The 23,435-nt window shown below is 53.2% G+C and carries 17 protein-coding genes; 13 read left to right on the forward strand and 4 right to left on the reverse strand.

The genetic code is table 11. From position 1 onward, the window contains the following. Positions 1 to 44: 44 nt before the first annotated feature. Together IE117_RS22750 and IE117_RS22755 are read right to left on the reverse strand one after the other, a co-directional pair. A complete protein-coding gene (locus tag IE117_RS22750; protein ID WP_189567700.1) occupies positions 45 to 1,361 on the reverse strand; it encodes a M16 family metallopeptidase in 1,317 nt (438 codons plus the stop codon). Positions 1,362 to 1,404: 43 nt separating this feature from the next. After that, complete coding sequence (locus IE117_RS22755) at positions 1,405 to 2,166, reverse strand: HpcH/HpaI aldolase family protein (protein WP_189567702.1); 762 nt, start codon at positions 2,164 to 2,166, stop codon at positions 1,405 to 1,407. A gap of 95 nt (positions 2,167 to 2,261) precedes the next feature. Here IE117_RS22755 and IE117_RS22760 point away from each other — a divergent pair, with 95 nt between their 5' ends. Further along, the gene (locus tag IE117_RS22760; RefSeq protein WP_189567704.1) at positions 2,262 to 2,489 is read left to right on the forward strand and encodes a hypothetical protein; all 228 of its coding nucleotides are present in this window, start codon (positions 2,262 to 2,264) and stop codon (positions 2,487 to 2,489) included. Further along, positions 2,479 to 2,808 carry a type II toxin-antitoxin system RelE/ParE family toxin gene (locus IE117_RS22765; RefSeq protein ID WP_189567706.1) on the forward strand — a complete coding sequence of 110 codons (330 nt, stop codon included), beginning with the start codon at positions 2,479 to 2,481 and terminating at the stop codon, positions 2,806 to 2,808. Before IE117_RS22760 ends, IE117_RS22765 begins: the two co-directional genes overlap by 11 nt. A 20-nt stretch (positions 2,809 to 2,828) precedes the next feature. Here IE117_RS22765 and IE117_RS22770 read toward each other — a convergent pair whose 3' ends face one another. Next, positions 2,829 to 5,264, reverse strand: coding sequence for a glycoside hydrolase family 95 protein (locus tag IE117_RS22770; RefSeq protein ID WP_189567708.1), 2,436 nt, complete (start codon positions 5,262 to 5,264; stop codon positions 2,829 to 2,831). 81 nt (positions 5,265 to 5,345) lie between these two features. On the opposite strand from IE117_RS22770, the gene IE117_RS22775 reads away from it, so the two are divergent. The 3 genes from IE117_RS22775 (at position 5,346) to IE117_RS22785 (ending at position 8,859) form a co-directional block, all read left to right on the forward strand. Then, positions 5,346 to 6,101, forward strand: a complete 756-nt coding sequence (locus tag IE117_RS22775) for a DUF6503 family protein (RefSeq protein WP_189567710.1) — start codon at positions 5,346 to 5,348, stop codon at positions 6,099 to 6,101. Beyond that, the gene (locus tag IE117_RS22780) at positions 6,098 to 7,225 is read left to right on the forward strand and encodes a BamA/TamA family outer membrane protein (protein WP_189567718.1); all 1,128 of its coding nucleotides are present in this window, start codon (positions 6,098 to 6,100) and stop codon (positions 7,223 to 7,225) included. The genes IE117_RS22775 and IE117_RS22780 overlap by 4 nt, the downstream gene beginning before the upstream one ends. Positions 7,226 to 7,392: 167 nt before the next feature. Continuing rightward, the gene (locus tag IE117_RS22785) at positions 7,393 to 8,859 is read left to right on the forward strand and encodes an arylsulfatase (protein WP_189567720.1); all 1,467 of its coding nucleotides are present in this window, start codon (positions 7,393 to 7,395) and stop codon (positions 8,857 to 8,859) included. Between the two features lie 78 nt (positions 8,860 to 8,937). Here IE117_RS22785 and IE117_RS22790 read toward each other — a convergent pair whose 3' ends face one another. Continuing rightward, positions 8,938 to 9,987 (reverse strand): LacI family DNA-binding transcriptional regulator, encoded by a 1,050-nt coding sequence (locus IE117_RS22790; protein WP_189567722.1) that lies wholly within the window; start codon positions 9,985 to 9,987, stop codon positions 8,938 to 8,940. A 340-nt stretch (positions 9,988 to 10,327) separates the two neighbouring features. Here IE117_RS22790 and IE117_RS22795 point away from each other — a divergent pair, with 340 nt between their 5' ends. The 8 genes from IE117_RS22795 to IE117_RS22830 are packed head-to-tail and all read left to right on the forward strand — an operon-like array spanning position 10,328 to position 23,435. Further along, positions 10,328 to 12,778 (forward strand): polysaccharide lyase 6 family protein, encoded by a 2,451-nt coding sequence (locus IE117_RS22795; protein WP_189567724.1) that lies wholly within the window; start codon positions 10,328 to 10,330, stop codon positions 12,776 to 12,778. A 31-nt stretch (positions 12,779 to 12,809) separates the two neighbouring features. Further along, entirely contained in the window at positions 12,810 to 13,565 is a 756-nt protein-coding gene (locus IE117_RS22800) for an SDR family NAD(P)-dependent oxidoreductase (RefSeq protein WP_189567726.1), read from the forward strand. Between the two features lie 49 nt (positions 13,566 to 13,614). After that, a complete protein-coding gene (locus IE117_RS22805; RefSeq protein WP_189567728.1) occupies positions 13,615 to 15,813 on the forward strand; it encodes an alginate lyase family protein in 2,199 nt (732 codons plus the stop codon). A gap of 45 nt (positions 15,814 to 15,858) precedes the next feature. Next, positions 15,859 to 19,053, forward strand: coding sequence for a SusC/RagA family TonB-linked outer membrane protein (locus tag IE117_RS22810; RefSeq protein WP_189567730.1), 3,195 nt, complete (start codon positions 15,859 to 15,861; stop codon positions 19,051 to 19,053). Positions 19,054 to 19,072: 19 nt separating this feature from the next. Further along, positions 19,073 to 20,623 carry a RagB/SusD family nutrient uptake outer membrane protein gene (locus IE117_RS22815; RefSeq protein WP_189567732.1) on the forward strand — a complete coding sequence of 517 codons (1,551 nt, stop codon included), beginning with the start codon at positions 19,073 to 19,075 and terminating at the stop codon, positions 20,621 to 20,623. A 34-nt stretch (positions 20,624 to 20,657) separates the two neighbouring features. Further along, positions 20,658 to 21,047: a cupin domain-containing protein gene (locus IE117_RS22820; protein ID WP_189567734.1), complete on the forward strand. Its 390-nt coding sequence runs from the start codon at positions 20,658 to 20,660 to the stop codon at positions 21,045 to 21,047. A 9-nt stretch (positions 21,048 to 21,056) separates the two neighbouring features. Then, positions 21,057 to 22,391 (forward strand): MFS transporter, encoded by a 1,335-nt coding sequence (locus tag IE117_RS22825; protein WP_189567736.1) that lies wholly within the window; start codon positions 21,057 to 21,059, stop codon positions 22,389 to 22,391. Positions 22,392 to 22,403: 12 nt separating this feature from the next. Next, positions 22,404 to 23,435 carry a sugar kinase gene (locus IE117_RS22830; RefSeq protein ID WP_189567737.1) on the forward strand — a complete coding sequence of 344 codons (1,032 nt, stop codon included), beginning with the start codon at positions 22,404 to 22,406 and terminating at the stop codon, positions 23,433 to 23,435.

Below are 23,435 nucleotides of genomic sequence, written 5' to 3' on the forward strand. Positions count from 1 at the left end.
CGTCTAACTTCCCGAAAGCTCAAAGCTTTCGGGAAGTTGTGAACTTAATTGGTTTTGTCGGGCAAAAGATATCCCACCGTCCGGTTTCTTTCGGTAAAGTACTTGGCAGCCACGCGCTTGACGTCCGCCGGGGTCACTTTTTCGTAGAGTTTGGGCGCATCGTAGAGTTTTCTGTAATCACCGAAAAACACCTCGTAGGTACCCAGGCTGTTGGCCTTGCCGTTGATGGTTTCGATGGTGCGGTAAAACTCCATCAATTTCTGATTTTTTACCTTCTGCAACTCGCGGTCGCTGACTTCATTCTGGATGAGGTCGTCGATTTGCGCCTCGATGGCTTTTTCCAACTCCTGCGCCGACACGCCGTTGCCCGCCACACCATAGATGTAAAACAGATTCGGATCGAAGCCGTCGCCCATGAAGCTGAACACCTGACTCGCCAGCGTGGTGTCCATCACCAGCGCCTTCGTCAGTCGCGACGAATTACCGGAGGTAAGCAAATTATTCAGCAAATCCAGCGCGTAGTAGTCTTCGTGGCTGGTTTCGGGCGTGTGGTAGGCTAGCAAAATATTGGGCGTCGTGATGTCCTTGTAAGTCGTCACGCGCCGCTCGCCGTTTTGCTCCGGCTCCACGGTACGTACCTTGGGCGGCAGTCCCCGCGCCGGAATGGGTGCCATATATTGGTCGGCCAGTTTTTTGACCTGCGCCAGCGTGATGTCGCCGACCACGACCACCGTGGCATTGTTGGGCGAGTAATACGTCTTGAAGTAGTTTTCCAGATCCTCCTGCGTCCAGCTTTTAATGTCCGACTCGAAGCCAATCACCGGAAACATGTACGGATGCTCCTGAAAGGCGACACCTTTTACCAATTCGCTGATCGTACGGTAGTTGCTGTTTTCCAGTCCTGTGCTGCGTTCCGAAAGTACCACGCCGCGCTCACTCTGCACCATCGTGGAATCGATGCTGAGGTCGGCGATGCGGTCGGCTTCCAATTGGAACATGGTTTCGAGCGCATCCTTCTGAAACCAGTCGGTATAGACCGTCACGTTTTCAGTAGTGTAAGCGTTGTTGGAGCCGCCATTGGCCTCCATCACGCGGTCGAACTGCTTGGGACCGTATTTTTTGGCTCCGTTGAACATCATATGTTCAAAGAAATGCGACAGGCCCGTGATACCATGCACCTCGTTCCGCGCCCCCACTTTCCAGAAAAAGTACATATTGGCGGTAGGAATGGAATGGTCTTCCAGCACCAGAAACTTCATGCCATTAGGTAGAGTGAAGGTCTTGACGTCGTCGGGCGAGTTTTGGGCAAGGGTCGCGAAGCCGACCAGCCAAAGCGCCAGGCCTAGTATTGTTTTCCGCATTGTCGATGAAATTTTGTTTCTACAAAAATAATGAAACTACAACTCAATCCCGAAGTTTCCGCAACCCTTCTGCAATGGCCTGCTGCAACGAAAAAGTATCCGTCAGCGGCGTCACCATCTGAAAGCCCATTTCCCGCATCTTGATGGCATTTTCCGGCGTACCGCAGTGCACCGCCGCCATGATGTTATTCTTAGCCGCAACATTCAGAATAGTATCCAGCATGCCCAGCAGTACGGGGTCGTCGAAATCCGCCATTTTTTCCAGACCCATCGTCATGCAAAGGTCCCAGGTACCTACGTACAGTGCATCCAGGGTGGGCGTTTGGGCAATATCTTCCAGGTTTCTATAGCCGTCCGCCGTTTCGATCATCGCCATGGTAAGTACTTCGTCGTTGGCCTTGCGGAGGTACCCGGCTTCGTCACCCAGCGACGCCCGCAGTGGCCCGATGCTGCGATAGCCCTGCGGCGGGTAGCGGCAGGCCTGAACGAAGGCTTCGGTTTCGGCGCGGGTATTGAGCATGGGGCAGATGATGCCCTGCGCTCCGGCGTCCAGCATCCGCATGTGCTGGGCCGGATCGTTCCAGGCTACGCGCACCAGCGGCACGGTATCGGTAGTGGCAATGGCCTGCAGCATCGGCAAAATCGCCGTCAAGTCCGTGGCCAGGCCGTGCTGCGCGTCGATGGTCAGGGTGTCGAAGCCCGCATGCGCCATGACTTCGGCGGTCCAGGAAGTGGGAATACAAAGCCAGCCGTTGATGGTAATTTCACCGTCGCGCCAGCGTTTTTTGAGGGAGTTGGAAGTCATTGGGCAAATCTAAAAGTGCGCCGCATTTGCGGTATCCAGTTTGGATGGGCTGGCAATGATAGCTATTTTTGTTATCTACTTAAAATTAATGGATTATGGCTACGCTGATTTTAGAAGTACAGGATAAAAAACTCAAATTCTTCAAAGACCTAATCCGGCACTTTTCGTTTGTGACTATCCGGGATTCTGATCCATGCGAGGACACCGACGAGCAGGTGATCGAAAACATCCGGGCAGGCGTTAAGGAAATGCGACTAGTGGAACAAGGCAAGATGAAATCTACCCCCTTTAAAGAGTTTTTAAAGGAATTGGATGAATTATAAAATTGAAACTATTGCGTCCTTCAAGCGTGAAGCCAAGCGTTTGATCAAAAAATTCCCCTCGCTTCGCGCAAAGATCGAAGAGTTGGGAGAGCAGTTGCAGGAAAACCCTTTTTTAGGTACGGCCCTGAAAAATGATTTTTACAAAATTCGGCTGGGGATTCGCTCGAAAGGTAAAGGCAAGAGGGGTGGAGCCAGGGTTATTACATGCGTAAAAATAGTTGCCGAAACGGTTTATCTGGTTTCCATTTACGACAAGTCGGAGCAGTCGGATATTTCTGACAGTACTTTGGAAAATTTATTGAACGAAATTCCCGAATAAGTTGGAGTTGGTTTTATGAACTACTCCCCAACTACCCGATACGCTTTCCCCGCCTCCGTCTCAAAAACCAGCGTATTTCCCTCTCTTTTAAAAAGCGTCCCCGTCACCCTGACCGGATTTAATGTACGAATCCGACAAGTACCGCCCGCTTCGGAACGGACGGTGGCGGTGCTCAGTTTTCCCTCTTCCCAAGCCATATCAATCTCGAAGTCGCCGCGCGCGCGGAGTCCTTTTACGGTACCTTGTGCCCAGGCCGCGGGCAACGCGGGCAGGAGTTGAATATCTTGCAAATGGCTTTGAATCAGCATTTCGGCCATGCCCGCGATGCCGCCGAAATTACCGTCGATCTGGAAGGGCGGATGGGCGCAGAAGAGGTTGGCGTAGGTACCGCCGCCCTTCATGATGGTTTCGCTGGTACCAACGTAGGTGAGCAATTCGCGCAGGAGTTTGTAGGCATGGTCGCCATCGAGCAGTCGTGCCCAGAAATTGATCTTCCAGGCTTTGCTCCATCCCGTGCCGCCGTCGCCCCGGATTTCCAGCGTCTTCTCGGCTGCTTTGGCGAAGGCAGGCGTGGTGATGGGCGAAATTTGTCGTCCCGGATATAGTCCATAGAGATGCGATACGTGGCGGTGCAGCGGCTCCCGGTCGGCAAAATCCTTGTACCATTCCTGCAGATTGCCCCGCTTGCCGACTTGCAGCGGGAAGAGTTTCGCGCGTTTTTGGGTGAGCACCTGTCGGTAGTCCTCATCCACGTTCAGTACTTCCGAGGCTTCGATGAGGTTAGTGAAAAGGTCCCAGATCAAACTCATGTCCATCGTGGTGGCCACCGACACCTCGTGTACCTTGCCATCGGGGCCGATGAATCGGTTTTCGGGGGAAGTAGAGGGTACCGTGACGAGTTGCCCGCTTTTGTTTTCGACCAGCCAATCCAGACAAAAAGCAGCAGCGTCCTTCATTAGGGGATAGGCCGTTTTTTGCAGATAACCTACGTCGCGCGTGAAGCGGTAATGGTCGTACAGATGCTGACAGAGCCACGCCCCGCCCATGGGCCAGTTGGCCCAGCTGGGGTCGCCTTCTCCCAATTGGCCTACGGGATTAGTCGTGGCCCAAATGTCGCTGTTGTGGTTGAGTGTCCAGCCTTTGGCACCGTAAAAATTCTTCGCCGTAGCGCGGCCCGCCGTTGCAATGTTCCCGATCAGGTCGATGAATGGCTCGTGCATTTCCGACAAGTTGGTGACCTCGGCGGGCCAGTAGTTCATTTCGGCGTTGATATTAGTCGTGTAGTTGCTGCTCCACGGCGGGCGCATCAGCGGGTTCCAGATGCCCTGCAAATTGGCGGCCTGAGTCCCTGGACGCGAACTGGAAATAAGCAGGTAGCGGCCATACTGAAAGTATAAGGCTTCAAAAGCCGGATCGGCGGCTCCTTCGGTGTAGGCTTTCAACCGCTGGTCGGTGGGGATTTCGTCCCTTTCGGCATCGCCCAGTTGGAGCGAAACACGGTTAAAAAATCGCTGATAATCTTCCTGATGGGTACTTTTAAGGATTTCGTAGGGTTTTTCGATCGCTCTATTGAGATAGTCGCTGGCCAACGCGATCTCGTCTTTCCCCTCGCTGTCGGGACATTTGTCGAAGCCATTGAAACTCGTCGCCGCCGAGACGAAGAGCGTCACCTCATCGGCCGACTCTACATGCAGGCCCATTTTGTCGGCGGTCACTCTCCCGCCCTGGTAAATGACTTTTACCCGCAGATCGTAACGCATACCCTTACAGCCCGTTGGATCTTCGTAGACAATCGGATTCGGATCGGCAGTTTGGTAGCTGGGGGCGGCGTGTGCGGGTGCTTTGCCACGCATGGCAATTTCGGTGGGCGACTCGGCCACGTTGACAAATTGCAACAAACTCTTGGTTTCGAGGTCGAAACTCAGCGCGGCGGCCTGGCTGGCGGTCAGGTGGATGATGATGACCTCGTCGGGAGCCGAAGAAAAAATCTCGCGGCGGTACTGCGTGTCATTTTTGGTATAGGTGGTGGTGGCTACAGCGGTAGCAAGGTCCAGCTCGCGGCGGTAGTTGGTGACTTCCCCCGCGTTTCGGCTCTTGATGACAATGTCGCCCAGCGGGGCGTAGGATTCGGTAAAAAGCCCCTGCATTTTTTTCGTCAGCTGGTCAGCTTTGGTGTAATCTTCGGCAAAGAGGGCTTTTCGAATGGCGGGCAGGTAGGTAGCCGCCTTGGGATTAGGGTTGGGATCGACGGGCCCACCCGCCCAAAGCGTGGATTCGTTGAGCTGAATAAGCTCTTCGTCCACCGTTCCCCAAATCATCGCGCCTAGTCGTCCGTTGCCTACGGGTAGCGCCTCTTCCCAGGTAGCGGCGGGGCGGTCGTACCAGAGTTGGAGGGGCTGGGCTTGCAGCGAACCTACAAAACCCATGAACAGGAAAATCAGGATGCGTGATTTCATTTTGAAGATGGTGAACTTTGCTGTAGAGCTTATCAGTTTAGCTACCGAAAGTGAAAACTACCCTAAAATTAACCCTTCCACATGCGGATTTCTCTCCTGTTGCTCTTTTTTACTTCGCTGGCGATCTTTTCGTGCCAAAAAGAAGACAAAGCCCAAACGATTGTGGAGAAGGCAATCGCCTACCACGGCGGATCGGCTTATGACCAGGTCGATCTCGAATTCGATTTCAGAGACAAGCACTACATCGTGCAAAAGAACGGTGGCGATTTCCGTTACGAACGCATCCAGACCGACTCGACCGGGGCCGAAATCCGCGACATCCTGACTAACGCCGAAGCCTACCGCACCATCGACGGACAGCGGCAGACCGTACCTGATACCACGATGGATAAGTACAAGTACTCGGTCAATTCGGTGGCGTACTTCCTGCTCCTTCCCGCGCCGTTGCGCGATCCGGCGGTGCAAAAGGAGTACGTTGGCGAAGTGACGATCAAAGGAAAAACCTACGACAAAGTCAAAGTATTTTTTAACGAAGAAGGCGGTGGCAAGGACCACGACGATGTGTTTGTGTATTACTTCGACAAAGAAAATGGCTCGATGGACTACCTGTCGTACCTCTACTACACCGACGAAACCGGGATGCGGTTCCGTGAGGCGTATAATCCGCAGCGGGTGGGCGGTCTTCTGGTGCAGGATTACATCAATTTTGCTCCCACCGATTCCACGCTGGCCGTGACGGACGAAAACTTGCTGTCGCTTGACAGGTTGTATGAAGAGGGACAGTTGAAAGAACTTTCCCGGATTGAGAACAAAAACTTTAAAACGGGTAAAAATTGAGAAAGCGCTTTTGTCATATCCTGGGTGTGGGAATGTTGCTGGCAGGCGCGGATGCCTACGCACAGGAAACCAAGTCCAAGTTTTGGCAAAAATTCAATCCCGATTCTCTGGTGAGTCGGCCCCTGCACGTTTTGCCCCTGCCGGTTTTTCGTACCAGTCCCGAAACGGGCTTTCAGGCGGGCATTTCGGTTGATTATTTTTTCAACGCCGATACGCTGCCAACTACCCGTAACTCCTACGCCTGGATTCAGGCGTTGTACAGTACCCGGCGCCAGTTGGTCGTGGAGCCTGCCTGGCAGGTTTTTACCAAAAACGAAAAGTACTTTTTGCGCGGGAAGGGTGGGTACGTCATATTCTCTGAAAACTTCTGGGGCGTGGGCAACCAAACGCTCGCCGAAGACGATTACCTCAGCGCCAGCTACAACCGCACGTACTTTCAGGGTGATTTTTATAGAAAAACCAAAGGGAAACTGTTCCTGGGGCTCACATCCTATTTCAGCGATGTACGCAGCGTTAAATTCGATAATGAGGAGCGCCTGAACGAAATCGACCCTTTTCTGGGCAGCGAGGCCAACCGCATCGTGGGCATCGGGCCCAGCGTACTTTGGGACTACCGCAACGATGCCTTCAGCCCCACGCGGGGCTGGTACGCCAATGCCCATTACCGCCAGCACTTCGCCGGACTGGGTAGTACATTTGAATACAACGACCAGTTTCTGGATGTAAGAAAGTACTTCCCTCTGAATGCCAAGAGCCTTCTTGGTTTGCAGGGCGTCGGTCATTTCACGCAGGGCCACGTACCTTTCCACGATCTGCCCCGCCTGGGCGGCTATACCATCATGCGGGGGTACACCCATGGCCGTTTTCGCGATCGTCAGCTGTGGTCGGCGCAGGCGGAGTACCGTCGCAATCTGGGAAGGTTTCTGGTGGCGGCGGCATTTGTCAGCGCTGGCGGTGTGGCTCCCGAAATCAAAGACTTCACCTTCTCGACGACCCGGTACAGCGGCGGGGCAGGGCTACGGATTCTGATCAACCGCCAGATGAACCTCTACACCCGCCTGGACTTCGCCGTTACTTCCGATCGAACGACGGGCTTCTATTTCCGGATTTTTGATGCGTTTTGATGCAGAATGGGGCGGGCAAGCCGATAGCCTGACTTCATTTTGGCGATAAAGGCTCACAAATGGATCAATCAGGAGGTAGTAATCATTCAATACGCTGCCGTCCCTCATGAAACCGTAGCTGGAATTGTACCTTTGGCTAAGCCAAAAGCACTAAAAATACAACCTCGATGCTACGTAACCCCTCCCTGCTCTTTCTTATCTGCCTTATTGGTATTTCTTCCTGCGGTACCGGTTCTGGCGATGGTTCAACGAATAATGAATCGGCGAACTCGGCCAAGCCCAATATTGTCTACATCCTCGCCGATGACCTCGGCTACGGGGATTTGGGCTGTTACGGACAAAAAGTTATCGCGACCCCCAATCTTGATAAAATGGCTCAGGCAGGAATGCTTTTCACCGACCATTACGCGGGTAGTTCGGTGTGTGCGCCATCGCGGGCGGCATTCATGACGGGTTTTCATCCGGGCCATAACTACGTGCGGGGCAATTACGAAACGGGTCCCTATGGCTTCGGGGCCTGCCTGGAACTACGTGACAAAGACATTACGCTGGCCGAAGTACTGCGCGAAAAAGGCTACCGGAGCGCCGTCATTGGAAAGTGGGGTATGGGTGTGGAAGGTACCACGGGCGTGCCGAACAAACAGGGCTTCGATTACAGCTACGGCTTTCTCAACCAGGGCCACGCCCACTTCCAGTTTCCCAGCTACCTGTTCCGCAATGGGGAGCGGATCGAGATTCCCGAAAACCGGAATCTGGCCAATCGGTATTTTTCCAACGATTTGTTTACGGAAGAAGCCGTAAACTTCCTGGATCAAAATAAGGAGAACCCTTTCTTCCTGTATCTCGCTTACACCACACCCCACGCCGAAATGCTGCTTCCGCCCAGTGCCGCGTTTGAAAGCTACAAGGGCAAAGTACCCGAAAAGCCTTATCTAAAAAAAGGTCCGCCCGATACGACCGACAACAACACGGGTGCCTATCGCTCACAGGAATTTCCCGCCGCCGCTTACGCCGCGCAGGTCTCGCATCTGGATAGTTGCGTAGGCGTGATGATGGATAAATTGGAAGCCCTCGGTCTGACTGAAAACACCATCGTGATGTTCACGAGCGACAATGGGCCCCATAGCGAGGGCGGGGCCAACCCGGCCTACTTCACAAGCAGTGGCCCGCTGCGTGGCCAGAAACGCGATTTATACGAAGGGGGCATTCGGGTGCCGTTCATCGTCAAGTGGCCCGCACGCGTGAAGCCCGGCGCTACCTCCAACCATCCCTCGGCTTTTTGGGACATGATGCCCACCTTTGCGGACATAGCCGGGACCGAGGCGCCCGCCACCGATGGTATTTCCCTGCTGCCAGCCCTGCTGGGGAAAGAGCAGCCAGCCCACGACTACCTCTACTGGGAATTTCATGAAAACAAAACTACCGACCAAGCCATTCGGCAGGGTAACTGGAAAGCCGTGCGCCACGATCCAAAAGGAGAAATTGAACTATATGACCTTTCTAAGGATATAAGAGAGCAAAACAACGTGGCCGGGCAGCAGCCCGAGGTCGTGCGGAAAATGGCAACGCTATTTGCCACTGCCCGTACCGATCATCCGATCTGGCCGTTGAAAAGCTCGTCAGACACCAAGTGATTTTTCGTGCTGCAGGCGGTTCTTCCGGCTTTTAGCCAATAATAAGAGTGCCACCTGACGTGTTACCGGCAAATAAAATCAGGTTGTTTCAGTTTTCTTTCTGAGCGACGAATCCCGTTTGATCAGAGTTGGCTTGAGCATGACTGTCCGATGGGGCAGGGTAGTTTCGCTGCTCATCTGTTCAATGAGTAGCTGGGCAGCGGTCCGCCCCATGTCAAAGGCAGACTGGGCAACGCTCGATACGGCAGGAGTGAGCAGCCGCATGAGCGGCTCATCGTTGAAACCAACCAGGGCCACCTCTTCGGGGACCTGAACGTTTTTTTCCTTCAGAGCCAACAATGCACCAACAGCCAGACGATCACTAACGGCAAATATGGCATCGGGACGGTTGGGCCGGCTCAGCAGGTCGAGTGTACAACTGTAAGCGTAGTCCCGGTCGAACTCGCTGTATACGATCAGTTCTTCTTCAATAGGTATGCCGTATTTCCTTAGTGTGTCAGTGTAGCCGATCAACCTTTGCTGGCTGATGGATAAGTTGGCCGGCCCGGCCAGGTAGGCAATCCGGCGACAGCCCTGTTCGATAAGGTGTGTCACAGCCATAGCGGCCCCGGCAACATTATCAAGAAGTACCTTGGTGGCTGCGAGATCACTCCCTACCCGATCAAAAAAGACGATGGGGTAGTTTTTCTGTAGCAGCCGCTTGAAATGATCTACATTGAAAGTATCACTAGATATAGAGACAATAAGACCATCAACGCGACTCTTCATCAGACGTTGGGTATTGACCATCTCGCGGGCATAAGATTCATTCGACTGGCATATCATAGCCGTGTAGCCCGCTTCCAGAGCTAAATCATCGATGCCACGTACCGCGACGGAGAAAAAGTGATCCAGGTTCGGAACGATAACACCCAGTGTGTGGGTACGCTTCGTCACCAGACTCAGGGCTACCTGATTGGGCTGGTAGTCCAGTTTTTCCGCCATTTGCAACACAGCTTGCCGAGTCTCGGCATTCACATCGGGCATGTCGCGTAGTACCCTTGAAACCGTCGAGATAGAGACGTTCAACTCTCGGGCAATGTCTTTTATCGTAGCCGGTCGGTGGGGGCGATTTCCTGCAAGGGCCATGGGCGGTCAGCTTTGTTTTGTGTAGCAAATAGCACAATTTTGAGTTCAACCTAAAATTTATCTCTCCCTTATCTCCCCACCCGGCAAATTCGGATTCCAGGCCTTCTTTCGGCTTGTTGGGTAGTATTGTACTAATATAAGATTTTTCTCGAAAAATAGTTTTTGGCTGACAACGTTACCGGCAACGTTACCGGCAGCGTTGCCGGTAGAAAAACGTTTATTTTACAGAGAATAGGGCAAGAAATTATTGCAATAAGTCACATTTTGGTCTACCTTTATATAGAAGTCAGGATAAGAAGAGCACTATAATAATTGCATAAATATTGAACTATTCCAAGATATGAGATTTTCGATCCATCTACTCTTACTGTTTACTTTTGTGCTGGCCCCGGGCGTAAGCCGGAGCAGCACAATCCGGGTGTCGAATGCCGATGAGTTCGCAAAGGCAACGAAGCGGGTTCAGCCCGGCGACACTATACTGATGGCGGCGGGTACGTGGAAGGACGCGCAGTTGGTGTTCAAGGCCAACGGTACCAGCGACAAACCGGTGGTACTCATAGCCGCAGAAACGGGAAAGGTATTTTTAGAAGGTAAATCGCGACTGCGGCTGGCCGGGCAATACCTGCTGGTGTCAGGGCTATACTTCCGAAATGGCCAAACTCCCGGCGGCGGGGTGATCGAATTTCGGGAAAATGCCGATAATATGGCTTTTCACAGCCGGGTGACCGATTGTGTCATTGAATCATATAACAACCCTGAACGCTTCAAAGAAGACATTTGGGTTCAGTTATACGGGCAGCACAACCGTTTCGACCATAACTACCTGGCTGGCAAGAAAAACGGCGGGGTGACCCTGGCGGTGCATCTGAACGATGAAAAGAGCCGCGAAAATTTCCACCGCATCGATCACAACTACTTTGGTCCCCGCCCCCGGCTGGGTTCCAATGGCGGAGAAACCATCCGGGTCGGTGTTTCGACGTACTCATTGACCTCTTCCCGGACGATTATCGAGGAAAACTATTTCTATCAATGCAATGGTGAGGTGGAAATCATCTCTATTAAGTCGTGCGACAACGTAGTCCGGCGTAACCTCTTTGTTGAATGTGAAGGTGGCCTGGTACTTCGGCACGGCAACCGCAATCTAATCGAGGGCAACTTTTTTTTAGGAAATGGCAAGCCCCATACCGGCGGCGTCCGGGTGATTAACGCCGGGCACACCATTGTGAACAACTACTTCGCCGACCTCAAAGGTGACCAGTTCCGCTCGGCCCTCACGATCATGAATGCCGTCCCCAACTCGCCCATCAACCGCTACCATCAGGTGCGCGATGTCCTGATTGCCAATAATACATTTGTTAACTGTGATCATATCGAGCTGGCCGCCGGGAAAGACCTGGAACGCACCGCAAGGCCCGAAAACGTGCGATTCATCAATAATGTATTTTATAATCCGGCTGCTGATTCGCTCTTCCATGTGTATGATAACATCAGCGGAATTTCCTTCCACGGCAACCTGGCGCAGCTTGGTAGCAAGCCTTACCTCCACGGAATGTCGGCCGCGACCTTAAAGATAATGAAGACTTCCGATGGCCTGGTTGTTCCTCTGCCTGGCAAAAAAGAAAGTGGCAAGCCGCTGGCCGAAGTGCCGAAGGACATCACCGGAATGCCCCGCCAGAGTGCCGGGGTGGCGGGTGCCGTTCTACCGGGTTCGGTGGGCACGATGCACCTTCCTTTGAAGCCCGCCGAAGCCGGACCCGGTTGGTTCCGGCCCAACCATGAGCCTTCTACCAAAATCGGTAAGGTTTGGTCCGTCGAAGCGGGAGAATCGGAGGCCCTGTACCGGGTCGTTCAGCAAGCCAAGGCAGGTGATATTATCGAACTAATTGGAGAAGGTAGTTATCCGATTTCTAAAACTATTTCTATAAATCAGCCCCTTACCATCCGCGCCAAAGCGGGTCTGTCAGCCCGGCCGCAGGTGGTTTATGCAGGGGAGGCCAGCGACTTTTCTCTTTTCACTATCGAGAACGGGGGCATTTTACGCCTGAACGGATTGTCACTGAACGGCACTTCGAAAAACGACGTGGCCGACTGCATCATACGCACCAGCCAGCAGCCCATGATCGAGCACTACAGCCTGTTTGTCAATGACTGCGTTTTCGCCGACTTGGCCGATAGCCGGAAAAGTGCTTTCCGGGCCACCAAAAGTACCTACGCGGACACTATTCAATTCACCAATTGTATTTTTACCAATATTTCGGGCGATGTGCTGAGCCTGGCGGCCGAAAAGGAAGACAAGGGCATCTACAACGCAGAATATGTCATCCTGGAAAACTGCCTGTTTACCAACATCCTGACGGGTGCCTTGGATCTCTACCGGGGCGGCAATGATGAAAGTACCCTGGGTCCTTTCCTGACCATAAACCACTGCACCTTCGATATGGTCGGCAATGTGGAGTTGGGCCACGTGCTCAAAGTCATGGGCGTGCAGTGGACAGACATACGCAACAGCCTCTTTCACAACAGCGGCCGGGCCGGTCGGGCCATCCGATACGAGGATTACGGCTGGGCTTACAATCGGTTATCGAACTGCAATTTTTACAAAGCAGGCCGGGTTGAATCTTTCTATCCCATACCCCAAAAGAGCGTCACCAAGTTGCCCACGAGCTTTGTCGATCCCGACATTTTCGACTACCGGCTGAGGGCTCCCTCGCCGCTCATCGGTGGGGCGACCGACGGACGCGATGTTGGCTTTCTGTCCAATTCGCCCGTCGCAGTTTCCAATCACAATTAAAGTCCACTTTTCATTTTACTAAATTTTTTTGATGAAGAACCTATCAGGTAAAGTAGCATTAGTCACCGGCGGAGCTCGTGACATCGGTCGTCAAATTTCCGTGGCCCTGGCCGAAGCAGGCGTCAAAGTTTGTTTCAATTATTTCGATTCTGAGGAACAGGCGTCGGAAACGAAGGAGCTGATTCAGGAACGTGAAGGCGAAGTAATCGGGATTCAGGGCGACATGACCAAAGCCGCCGATGTGCAACAGCTGATCAAGTCCTGTACGGAAGCATTTGGTCAACGTATAGACATTGTCGTTAATGTGGTCGGTGGCCTGGTGGGACGTAAAACAATGGACGAAATGGACGAAGATTTCTGGGGCTTTGTTATGGATGTCAACTTAAAATCGGCCTTTCTGGTCAGCAAGTATGCCATTCCCCACATGGCTTCGGGCGGATCAATTATCAACTTCTCTTCCCAGGCGGCCCGCGATGGCGGCGGACCGGGAGCCATTGCCTACGCTACGGCCAAGGGTGGTGTGCTAACGATGACAAGAGGAATGGCCAAGGAGCTGGGGCCCAAGGGGATCCGGGTCAACGCGATTTCGCCCGGCATGATTTCCACTACTTTCCATGATACATTCACAAAGCCGGAAGTTCGCGAAAAAGTGGCAGGGATGACTCCCCTGCGACGGGAAGGACTCGCTGGTGAGGTAGCTGATCTGGTCGTGTATCTGGCATCGGATTCCGCTTCATTCATTACAGGTTCCTCTATGGAAATCAACGGCGGTACCTATTTCATTTAAATAGGAATAGTGCCCCTTGCTTTTCACCTACTCCTATTCCCTTTTGAAAATGATGCGTCTTCTGCTTCTGCTCTTGCTGTGTTTGCCCGCCCTGGCTCAGGAGCCTGACCGGCACCCGTCCCTGTTGTCACGGCCTGCCGACATGGTAGCTGTCCGAAAGGGACTGGCCCAGTACCCTCTGCTGGGCAAGAGCTACGCAGCTATGCAGGAGATTGCGGACCAGGGATTAGCCACGCCCATGGATGTACCCGTTCCCGTCGATCCGGCGGGCGGGTACACCCATGAGCAACACAAGCGCAACTATTACGCAATGCAGGCCGCCGGACTATGCTATTCCATCAGCAAGGATAAGAAGTACGCCATGTTTGTGCGCGATATGCTGCTACAATACAGCCGGATGATCCCCGGCCTGAAAAATCACCCTCAGGCCAGGGGTTCTTCTCCGGGCAGACTCTTCCACCAGGCACTAAATGATTGCAACTGGCTGGCATACAGTATTCAGGGGTACGACGCGGTGTATGAAACGTTGACTACCGAGGAAAGAAAAAAAATAGAGAATGGTGCCTTTCGACCCATGTGCCGATTTCTTACCGAAGATCTGAAACCCTGGTTCAATCTGGTGCACAACCACGGGGTTTGGGCGGTGGCGGCGGTGGGCATGACGGGCTACGTTTTGAAGGATCAGGATTTGGTGCAAAAAGCGCTGCTTGGCACCGAAAAAGATGGTAAGGGCGGATTCCTGGCGCAAATGAGCACGCTGTTTTCGCCGGATGGCTATTACACCGAAGGGCCATACTACGTTCGTTACGCGCTGCTGCCGTTTTTCTGGTTTGCGCAGGCAATCGAGAACAACGAACCCAGCCAGCGCATATTCGAGTACCGGAATCAGATCCTGAAAAAAGCGTTTTACGCAACGCTCCAGCTGACGAACAGCGACGGGAAGTTTTACCCGCTCAATGACGCGCTGAAGGAAAAAGGCTGGGACACCCAGGAACTCGTTTCGGCCCTTGCGATTACCTTTCAGCGCTATGGCATCGACCCTTCTTTGCGGCAACTGGCAGTACAGCAAGGCCGGGTGCTGCTCAATGCGGGTGGGGTCGAAGTGGCCAAATTAGTAAAGACTACCACAAAAGAAGTCACTGATTTTGTTCGTAAGTCGGTATTGTATTCCGACGGGCCGGAGGGGAAATCGGGCGGTTTGGCTATTCTGCGGTCGGGTGCCGGGGACGAGCAATCGAGTGTGGTTTTCAAGTATACGGCGCATGGACTTTCGCACGGCCATTTCGATAAACTAATGCTGGCATTCTACGACGAAGGACGCGAGATTCTTACCGACTACGGCGCGGCGCGTTTCCTGAACGTCGAACCCAAATTCGGGGGAAGGTACTTGCCCGAAAACGACTCGTTCGCCATGCAGACGATCGCCCACAACACGGTGACAGTAGATGAGAAACCGCACTTCGGTGGCAAGGAAAAAGCCGCAGAAGAGGAATCAGGTGAACTTTATTTTGCTGACATCAACCAGCCCAGCGCGCAGATTGTCAGTGCCCGGGCCAACACGGCCTATTCGGATGTCAAGCTACAGCGTACCCTGTTGTTATACCGGGAAAGTGCGCAGGATAAGCCGATCGTGGTGGATATTTTCCGGGTGAACGCTGAAAAGGCGCACCAGTATGACCTGCCCTTTTACTACGCCGGACATCTGATTGAAACATCATTTCCCTACCAGCCCTTCCTGACAAGTCGCCAAACTCTGGGCAAGAACAACGGCTATCAACACCTGTGGGTCGAAGCCGAGGCTACTCCCAAGACGTCCCCGGCCACGCTTACCTGGCTGAATAACAGTCGGTTTTATTCGGTGACGACGGCTACCGACTCGACCGCCCGATTGTTCCTGACCAGAATCGGGGCCAACGACCCCAGCTTCAACCTCCGCCCGGAACCAGCGATGATCGTCCGGCAGAAATGGGCGCGGGGCGGCAGCTTTCTATCCGTCATCGAGCCCCACGGGCAGTTTGACCCCACCGCCGAAACGGCATCGGGTGCCCAGAGTGCCATCGCCGGACTGCGCTTGTTGCACGATTCCCCCGAGGCCACTATCGTGGAAGTGGCGTACCGAAACGGACGGAAATTCCGACTGGCCGTGGCCAATCAGGACCCCGACGGACAACAATCCCACCAGGTGCGGCTAAGCGACGGGGATTTTGCGTGGAAGGGGTACTATCAAATCAAAAATATTAACAAATAAGCTTACACCAATTTTTATTCACTATTTACTAAATCTACCAAGCAAATGAAAACAACAACGAGAAGTCGTGGCCTCTTGGGGCTACTGCTGGGCGTACTGCTCACAGTGACTTCCTATGCGCAGGACCGGAAAGTTTCCGGCAAGGTTACTGACCAGAAAGGCGACGCCATGCCCGGCGTCAACGTAGCCAGTAAAGGTACCACCAGGGGTACTTCAACAAATGCGGAAGGTATGTTTGAATTATCCGGTCTGTCGGATGATGCGACTCTCGTTTTCAGTTTCATTGGTTATAAGCCGGTGGAAATATCGGTAGGCAGCAAGTCTGCTTTGGATGTTGTGATGGATGAAGAAAACCAAAACCTGAACGAGGTGGTGGTGGTAGGGTACGGTACGCAGAAGAAAGGCGACATTACGGGGGCGGTTGTCAAGTACAAAAACGAAAGTCTGGACGAAGCACCCGTGGCCCGAATCGATCAGGCTCTGCAAGGTAAAATAGCCGGTGTCCAGATTCAAAATACGTCTTCTGAAGCAGGTTCTGACCCCAAAATCAGGATTCGTGGCGTAGGCTCGGTGAACGCTGGTGCCAACCCGCTGGTGGTCGTCGATGGACACCCGGTAGCGGATGGGCTGGCGTTTGTCAATACTGCCGATGTTGAATCGGTGGAAGTACTGAAAGATGCGGCCTCCGCGGCTATTTACGGTTCACGGGGGGCCAGCGGTGTTATTTTGATCACCACCAAAAGCGGGAAGTCCGAAAAAACGAAGTACAACGTCAAATACTCACAAGGCGTAAAATCTGCTTACAGCCGGTACGATATTCTGAGTACCAGTGCCTACGTGGAAAGACTGTTTGACGAAGCTGCCATCCGGGCCACCGACCCGGCCATCACGGCGGCCAACAACACCGTTATTTCTGCCGACAGAGCCGCCTACATTCTCGAAAAAGAAATCATTGGCGGCGAAACGGACTGGCAAAGTCAGGCTCTCAGGACGGCCAATGTAAGAAACGTACAACTCAATGTTTCGGGCGGAACCCGAGACACGAGGTACTATATCTCGGGCGGTTACCAAAACGACCAGGGAATCATGTACCACAGCGAATACGAGAAGTTCAACGTTCAGACCAAACTGAATATGAATCTGGGGAAGAGGGTAAAGCTCAACATCAATCTCAGCCCTTCTTTTATCAAAAGGGAAAGACCAGGTATCGAATTTAACGATTTCGCCCGCTGGCGGAGTTTTCACCCCGTGTATTTGAACGAAACCTCGGCGGCGTTTGTGAGACAAAACCCCCTCTACGCCGACGTGCAAGCGGGCGACTACGCGCAGGCCCGTTATTTTGCCAACCGTACTTACTCAGGCTTGATGCCCGACGGAAGTACCTGGTCGAGCGGCACGTCCGTGGTGGATCCGTTTGCGACCAGCAACCAGCAACCCAAGTCGGTCCTGGAATCGAGGAACTACGCCACCAACGACTACCGCGTGCTTAGTTCGGGTGATTTGACCATCAACCTGCTGCCAGGGCTTGACTTCAAAACCCTCGCCAGCGCATACGTCAACGTAACCAACGGCCTGGATTATACCAAAAGAAACTCCGCAAGAGCTGGTGATGTCAACAGAGGTGTTTATAACAATAACCTCTTTGTCGATCTATTGAGCGAAAATACCTTGAATTATACCAGGGATTTTAACAAGCACTCATTTGGCGTATTGGCAGGTTATACAGCGCAGGTCACCACGATTTCCCAGGCCCGAACTACCGGTTTGGATTATCCAAGTGATAACATCACGACCCTCAACACGGCGTTGTCCATCGACAGAGAGAACACCTACACGACCAAAAATAAAATAGGCTTGCTGTCCTATTTGGGCAGAGTCAATTATTCTTACAGCGGCAAATATTTACTGGCAGCCAGCTTTCGGGTTGATGGTAGTTCTTACTTCGCTCCGGGCAATAAGTGGGGGTACTTCCCTTCGGCTTCGGTGGGCTGGATTGTGTCTGAGGAGAGTTTCATGAAAAGTGTAAACTGGCTTACGACCCTCAAACTGCGCGGAAGCTACGGGGTGACGGGCAACAACCGGATCGTTGATTTTGCGTTTGTCGATTTGCTTTACAATGCCAATTATCCGCTGGGTGCCGGAACAGGAACGGTGGCCTCGGGTCAAGTACCTTCAAAGGAAATTCTTTCCAACGCCAACATCACCTGGGAGCGCACCTTCCAGTACAACGGAGGTCTGGACGTTGCTCTGTTCAGAAATGCCGTTTCGTTTGCTCTGGATGTTTACCAATCCCAAACCGACCAATTGCTGCTACGACAAGCCACGCAGGCTTTTACGGGCGTTCCCCAAACCTGGAACAACATCGGTAGCCTGCAAAACAGGGGAATCGAGTTTGAGTTGACTACCAATAATGTCAGAAGGAGTAATTTCGAATGGAGAACTTCTGCTAACATTTCGCGCAACACCAACAAAATATTGGCGCTTGGTTCAGAGTCTCAGTTATTGAATCAGGGCGAGCGTACCGAGCTGTACCTTAACCAGGTAGGTGGTCCGTTGGTGCAATTTATGGGGTACAAAACCGATGGGGTATGGCTTTCACAGAACCAAATTGCCGAGTCGAAACTCACTAGTGCGCTGTCGAACGTCTTTGTACCGGGCGGTTTGAAATTGGTGGACATCAATAACGACGGCAAGCTGGACATCAACGACCGTACCGTCATTGGCAATCCTTACCCGGATTTTATTTGGGGACTCACCAACAATTTCAAAGTAAAAGGCTTTGACCTGAGTTTCATGCTGCAGGGCTCACAGGGCGGGCAGGTGATAAACGGCGACCCGAACTACAATGAGATCAAGCGTACCAACGCCAACTTCAACACTACCGACAAATGGTTGAGCCCCCTCAACCCGGGCAATGGCAAAACGCCTTATTACACTTCTGGTTTTAACTGGATGCTGACCGACTACGTGGTGGAAGACGCTTCCTATCAGTCGTTGAGGGAAGTGATTGTGGGGTACACGCTACCTAAACAGCTGCTCAAAAGAATGCGAATGGGATCGGTGCGCTTCTATGCCAACGCCCAGAACCTCCTCTTCCTGACGGCCAAAGGGTACCGGGGTTTGAATCCCGAGGCTGCCTCCTCGTCGGGCGTTTACAACACGCCTCTCGTTGACGGGTACCAACGGGGAAGCTACCCGATCAATAAGTCATTCCGCTTAGGTGTTGATGTAAGTTTCTAACCGTCAAAAGACAATAATCATGAAATACATACAATCTTTATTCCTGCTTGTTTGCCTGGGTCTTGGTGGCTGTGAGAAAGTAATCGATTTGTACCCGCAGTCTAACCTCAACACCGGTACCTACTATTCCACGGTGGATGAAGTCAGGGCTGGTCTCACGGGCGCCTACAACGGTATGCAAGCCCCGTTGGCAACCGAATGGCAATTGACTGAACTCCGCTCTGATAATTCCAAACAGGGTGTACCCGCCAGTTCAAGTTCGACCAACCGTGATTTGAGCGATCTGGATATGTTCCTGCCCGCCACGATCCACACTGGAATCTACACGTACTGGCTCACTACGTACAATAACATTCGGAACGCCAATATCGTATTGCAAAGGCTCGGCGTGGTCTATGACCCTTCGGCCGGAACGCTTTCGTTGCAAAACATCGATATCGCTATCTCTGACACCGACCGTAAACAGTTGGCGGGAGAAGCCCTTTTTATCAGAAGTCACCATTACTTCAATTTGGTGCGGCTGTTCGGCGGGGTGTTTTTAGTGCATACGCCCATCTCGGCGCAGGAAGCCAAATCGATCAATCGTTCGAGTCCTGTTGATATGTACAAACTGATCGAAGCGGATTTGAAGACCGCCACCACCTACCTGAGCCCTGCCAAATTTGCCCAAATTACGGGAGCAAACATCGGCCGGGCCAACCAGTGGGCCGCTAAGGCACTATTGGGAAAAGTGTATCTGACCTTGAACAGAAAGGCGGAAGCAGCCACGCTGTTGCAGGATGTAGTGAGCAATAGCGGCTACGGGCTGCAGGCTTCTTACGCCAGTGTGTTTTCTATCAGCAACGAAATGAACTCGGAAATCCTCTTCACGGTGCGACACAAGGCGGGCGGTTTGGGACTTGGTTCGAGTTTTGGCAACAGCTTCGCGGCGCTGAACAGCGGCTCGACCATCATCAATGGTTCCGGCCAGGGCCTCAATACGCCCACTACCGATTTGAACGCGCTGTTCAACGCCAATCCGAAAGATGCGAGAAAAGCCACCAACATCGCCACTTTCGGTACGGGTACTGCGGCGAGGTTGTATGTTCCCAAGTACCTGAGTCCGGTGGTTTTGTCAAACGATGGTGAAAGTGACTGGCCGGTCATTCGGTTTGCCGATGTACTGTTGCTGTTGGCCGAAGCACAAGGGTTTACGCCAGAGAGCATTGCCTTGATCAATTTGGTCAGAGCAAGAGCCGGGCTTACGGCGCTGCCTTCCACGGTCAATAGTGTGGCAACTTTTGAGCAGGCTTTGGCAGAAGAAAGACGCCTCGAACTGGCTTTTGAAAATCACCGATTCTTTGATTTGTTACGATACAATACTACCCTGACCACCATTAAAGCGGTGGACGTATTGAAAGATCATTTTGCGGCAGAATACGCCTCGCACTACGCCCAATACCCTGCCCCAATTCTGACATTGCCCCAGTTGCAGGCCAATGTTACAGCCGATAAATTGCTATTGCCCATACCACAGCGTGAAATCGACACGAACCCATCGCTGACTATCGCGCAGAATACCGGGTACTGACCAAGATTTTTTTTCAACTAAAACAACTGAATAAATGAACTACGTAAGTGAAGTGTTTATAGCCGATCAAGACCTCGATTGGGAAGTGGTAGGGAACGGTGTCCGCCGCAAGATCATGGCCTACGACGACCTTATCATGTTAGTGAAAGCTGAATTCCAGGAAGGGAGCATCGGGCCGATTCACGACCATCACCATAGCCAGGTTACCTACGTGGAGAGCGGGGCTTTTGAAGTGACGATCGGGTCCAAAAAGAAAGTACTTAAAACCAACGATGCTTTTTATATTCCGCCACACACTCCCCACGGAGCCCTCTGCCTGGAAGCGGGCGTGTTGCTCGACGTGTTCAGCCCGATCCGTGAGGATTTCATGACTACCAAAATCACCAACCCCGAGGAAGAAGTCGAATCTTCTGCGACCAACTAAACCGACCCTATGAAAAACCTACCAACTTCCGAGTCTGCTCCCGTTTCTACATCTCCCGAAGTAGAGCCCGAAGGCAAGGTGCAAGGCCTGCGCTGGTGGATCATCGGCCTGATCGCCCTGGCCACTATCATCAACTACATCGACCGCAACGCGCTGGCGGTCATGTGGCCGGGCATTGCCGACGATCTGCAACTGGACAAAGAGCAGTACGCGCTGGTGGTGTCGTTCTTCATGGTTGCCTACGGCATCAGCCAAACCGTATCGGGTCGGTTGTTCGACCGGGTCGGTACGCGGCTGGGCTTCGTACTTTCCATCGGCCTGTGGTCGGTGGCTGCGGCCCTGCATGCCGTGGCCCGTGGACTTGGTTCCTTCGCCCTGTTCCGGGCGTTACTCGGATTAGGCGAAGCAGGCAACTGGCCGGGTGCCACCAAGTCCAACGCCGAATGGTTTCCGGTGCGGGAACGGGCCTTTGCCCAAGGGCTGTTCAACGCCGGTGCTGCGCTGGGCGCGGTCATTTCAGCGCCCCTGATTGCCTACTTCTACGGGAGCTTGGGCTGGCGGGGTACTTTTCTGCTCATCGGTGCCATAGGGCTGCTGTGGATTATTCCCTGGTGGCTGATCAACAAGGCCTCACCCGACAAACACCCCTGGCTTTCGAAGGCTGAGCGGACTTACATCCTGGACGGACAACCGCCCGAAGTCATCCAAAATGATCCGGGACTGTCGGTCAAGAAACTACTGGGTTTTAAGCAATCCTGGGCAGTGATACTTTCCCGTTTCTTTTTGGACCCCATCTGGTGGCTTTTCATTAGCTGGCTGCCCATTTATCTGAACGATGAGTTCGGGTTCGATATCAAGCAAATTGGTGCGTTCGCATGGTTCCCCTACGTGGGAGCCGCGATTGGCAGCATCGGCGGCGGTTTGCTGGTGGGATGGCTGATCCGCAAAGGCTGGCCGGTCATCAAGGCCCGTAAACTGTGCGTCGGGCTGGGTGGATTGCTCATGCTACCCGCTTTGATTGTGAGCGCCTTCGTGCGCAGCCCCGAAGAAGCCATGATGGCTATATTCGTCGCCCTGCTCGGGTTTCAGATCGCCATTGGCAATATCCAGACCCTGCCTTCTGATTTCTTCTCCGGGAAGTCGGTCGGAACACTGGCGGGCATCAGTGGCACCAGTGCCGTATTCGGTGTTTTGATCACAACCTGGCTCGTACCTTACATGACCCAGGAAAGCTATACATCCTTTTTCGGTATGGCGGCCCTGCTGGTGCCCCTGGGCGTAGGCGCGGTTTACCTGCTAAGCGGATCGGGAAAGCCTACCATAGAACCTTCTGATGCTGTATAAACGGTTTGCCTCATGAAAGCTGAAATATGCTCTTTCGGGGAGGTGCTGCTGCGGTTCTCCCCGGCACCGCAGGGCGAATGGATTCGTCAGGGTACCCTGCCGGTCTTTGTAGGCGGGGCCGAGCTCAATGTGGCCACTGCGCTGGCCCGCTGGGACCTGCCCGTGGCTTACTGCTCGGCTTTGCCCAGAAATCCACTGGCCGATGACATCATCGACTACGTTGAAAGTAGGGGAATAGACCCGACACCCATCCTTCGTTCCGGGCAGCGGATCGGCAGCTACTATCTCACGCAGGGCGGCGATCTTAAGCAGGGAGGCGTTCACTATGACCGGAATTATTCATCCTTTTCGGACCTGGACGCCAACCAGGTGGATTGGCAGCCGATCCTGCAAGACAAGAAGTGGTTGCACCTGAGCGCGATCAGCCCGGCCCTCAATGCCGGCGTGGCCCGGGCCTGCAAGGAATTGGTAGTGGCCGCTTCGGAGAGGGGGATAACTATTTCCATGGATCTGAATCACCGGGCGCAGCTCTGGAACTACGGCTCGACTCCTGCCGAAGTGATGCCGGACCTGGTGGAACATTGCGATGTCGTGATGGGAAACATTTGGTCGGCTCACGCTTTGCTGGGGATACCGCTGGATACCGACATCCATGCCAAAGGCAAGCGCTCCCACTACGTGGAGCACGCCCAGGCCACGGCAGAGGCCTTGCAAAGCCGATTCCCGCGATGCAAGGTGATCGCCAACACGTTTCGGTTCGATGCTCCGCCTACCGGACTCCGGTACTTCGCCACGCTCGATGTGGATGGAAAACAGTACGTCTCGCCGGAGTTGCAAACCCCCTCCGTGGTTGACAAAATCGGGAGCGGTGACTGTTTCATGGCGGGCCTTATGTATGGGCTTTACCACCAGCATGCCCCCCAGGAAGTAATCGACTTTGCCGCTAATGCGGCATTTGGCAAATTACAGGAGAAAGGGGACGCTACGCAGCAGACTGTCGATGATATCCAAAATCGTATGGCTGCACCATCGCCCGCCTTATAA

Source organism: Persicitalea jodogahamensis (assembly GCF_014651615.1).
Classification (GTDB): Bacteria; Bacteroidota; Bacteroidia; order Cytophagales; family Spirosomataceae; genus Persicitalea; species Persicitalea jodogahamensis.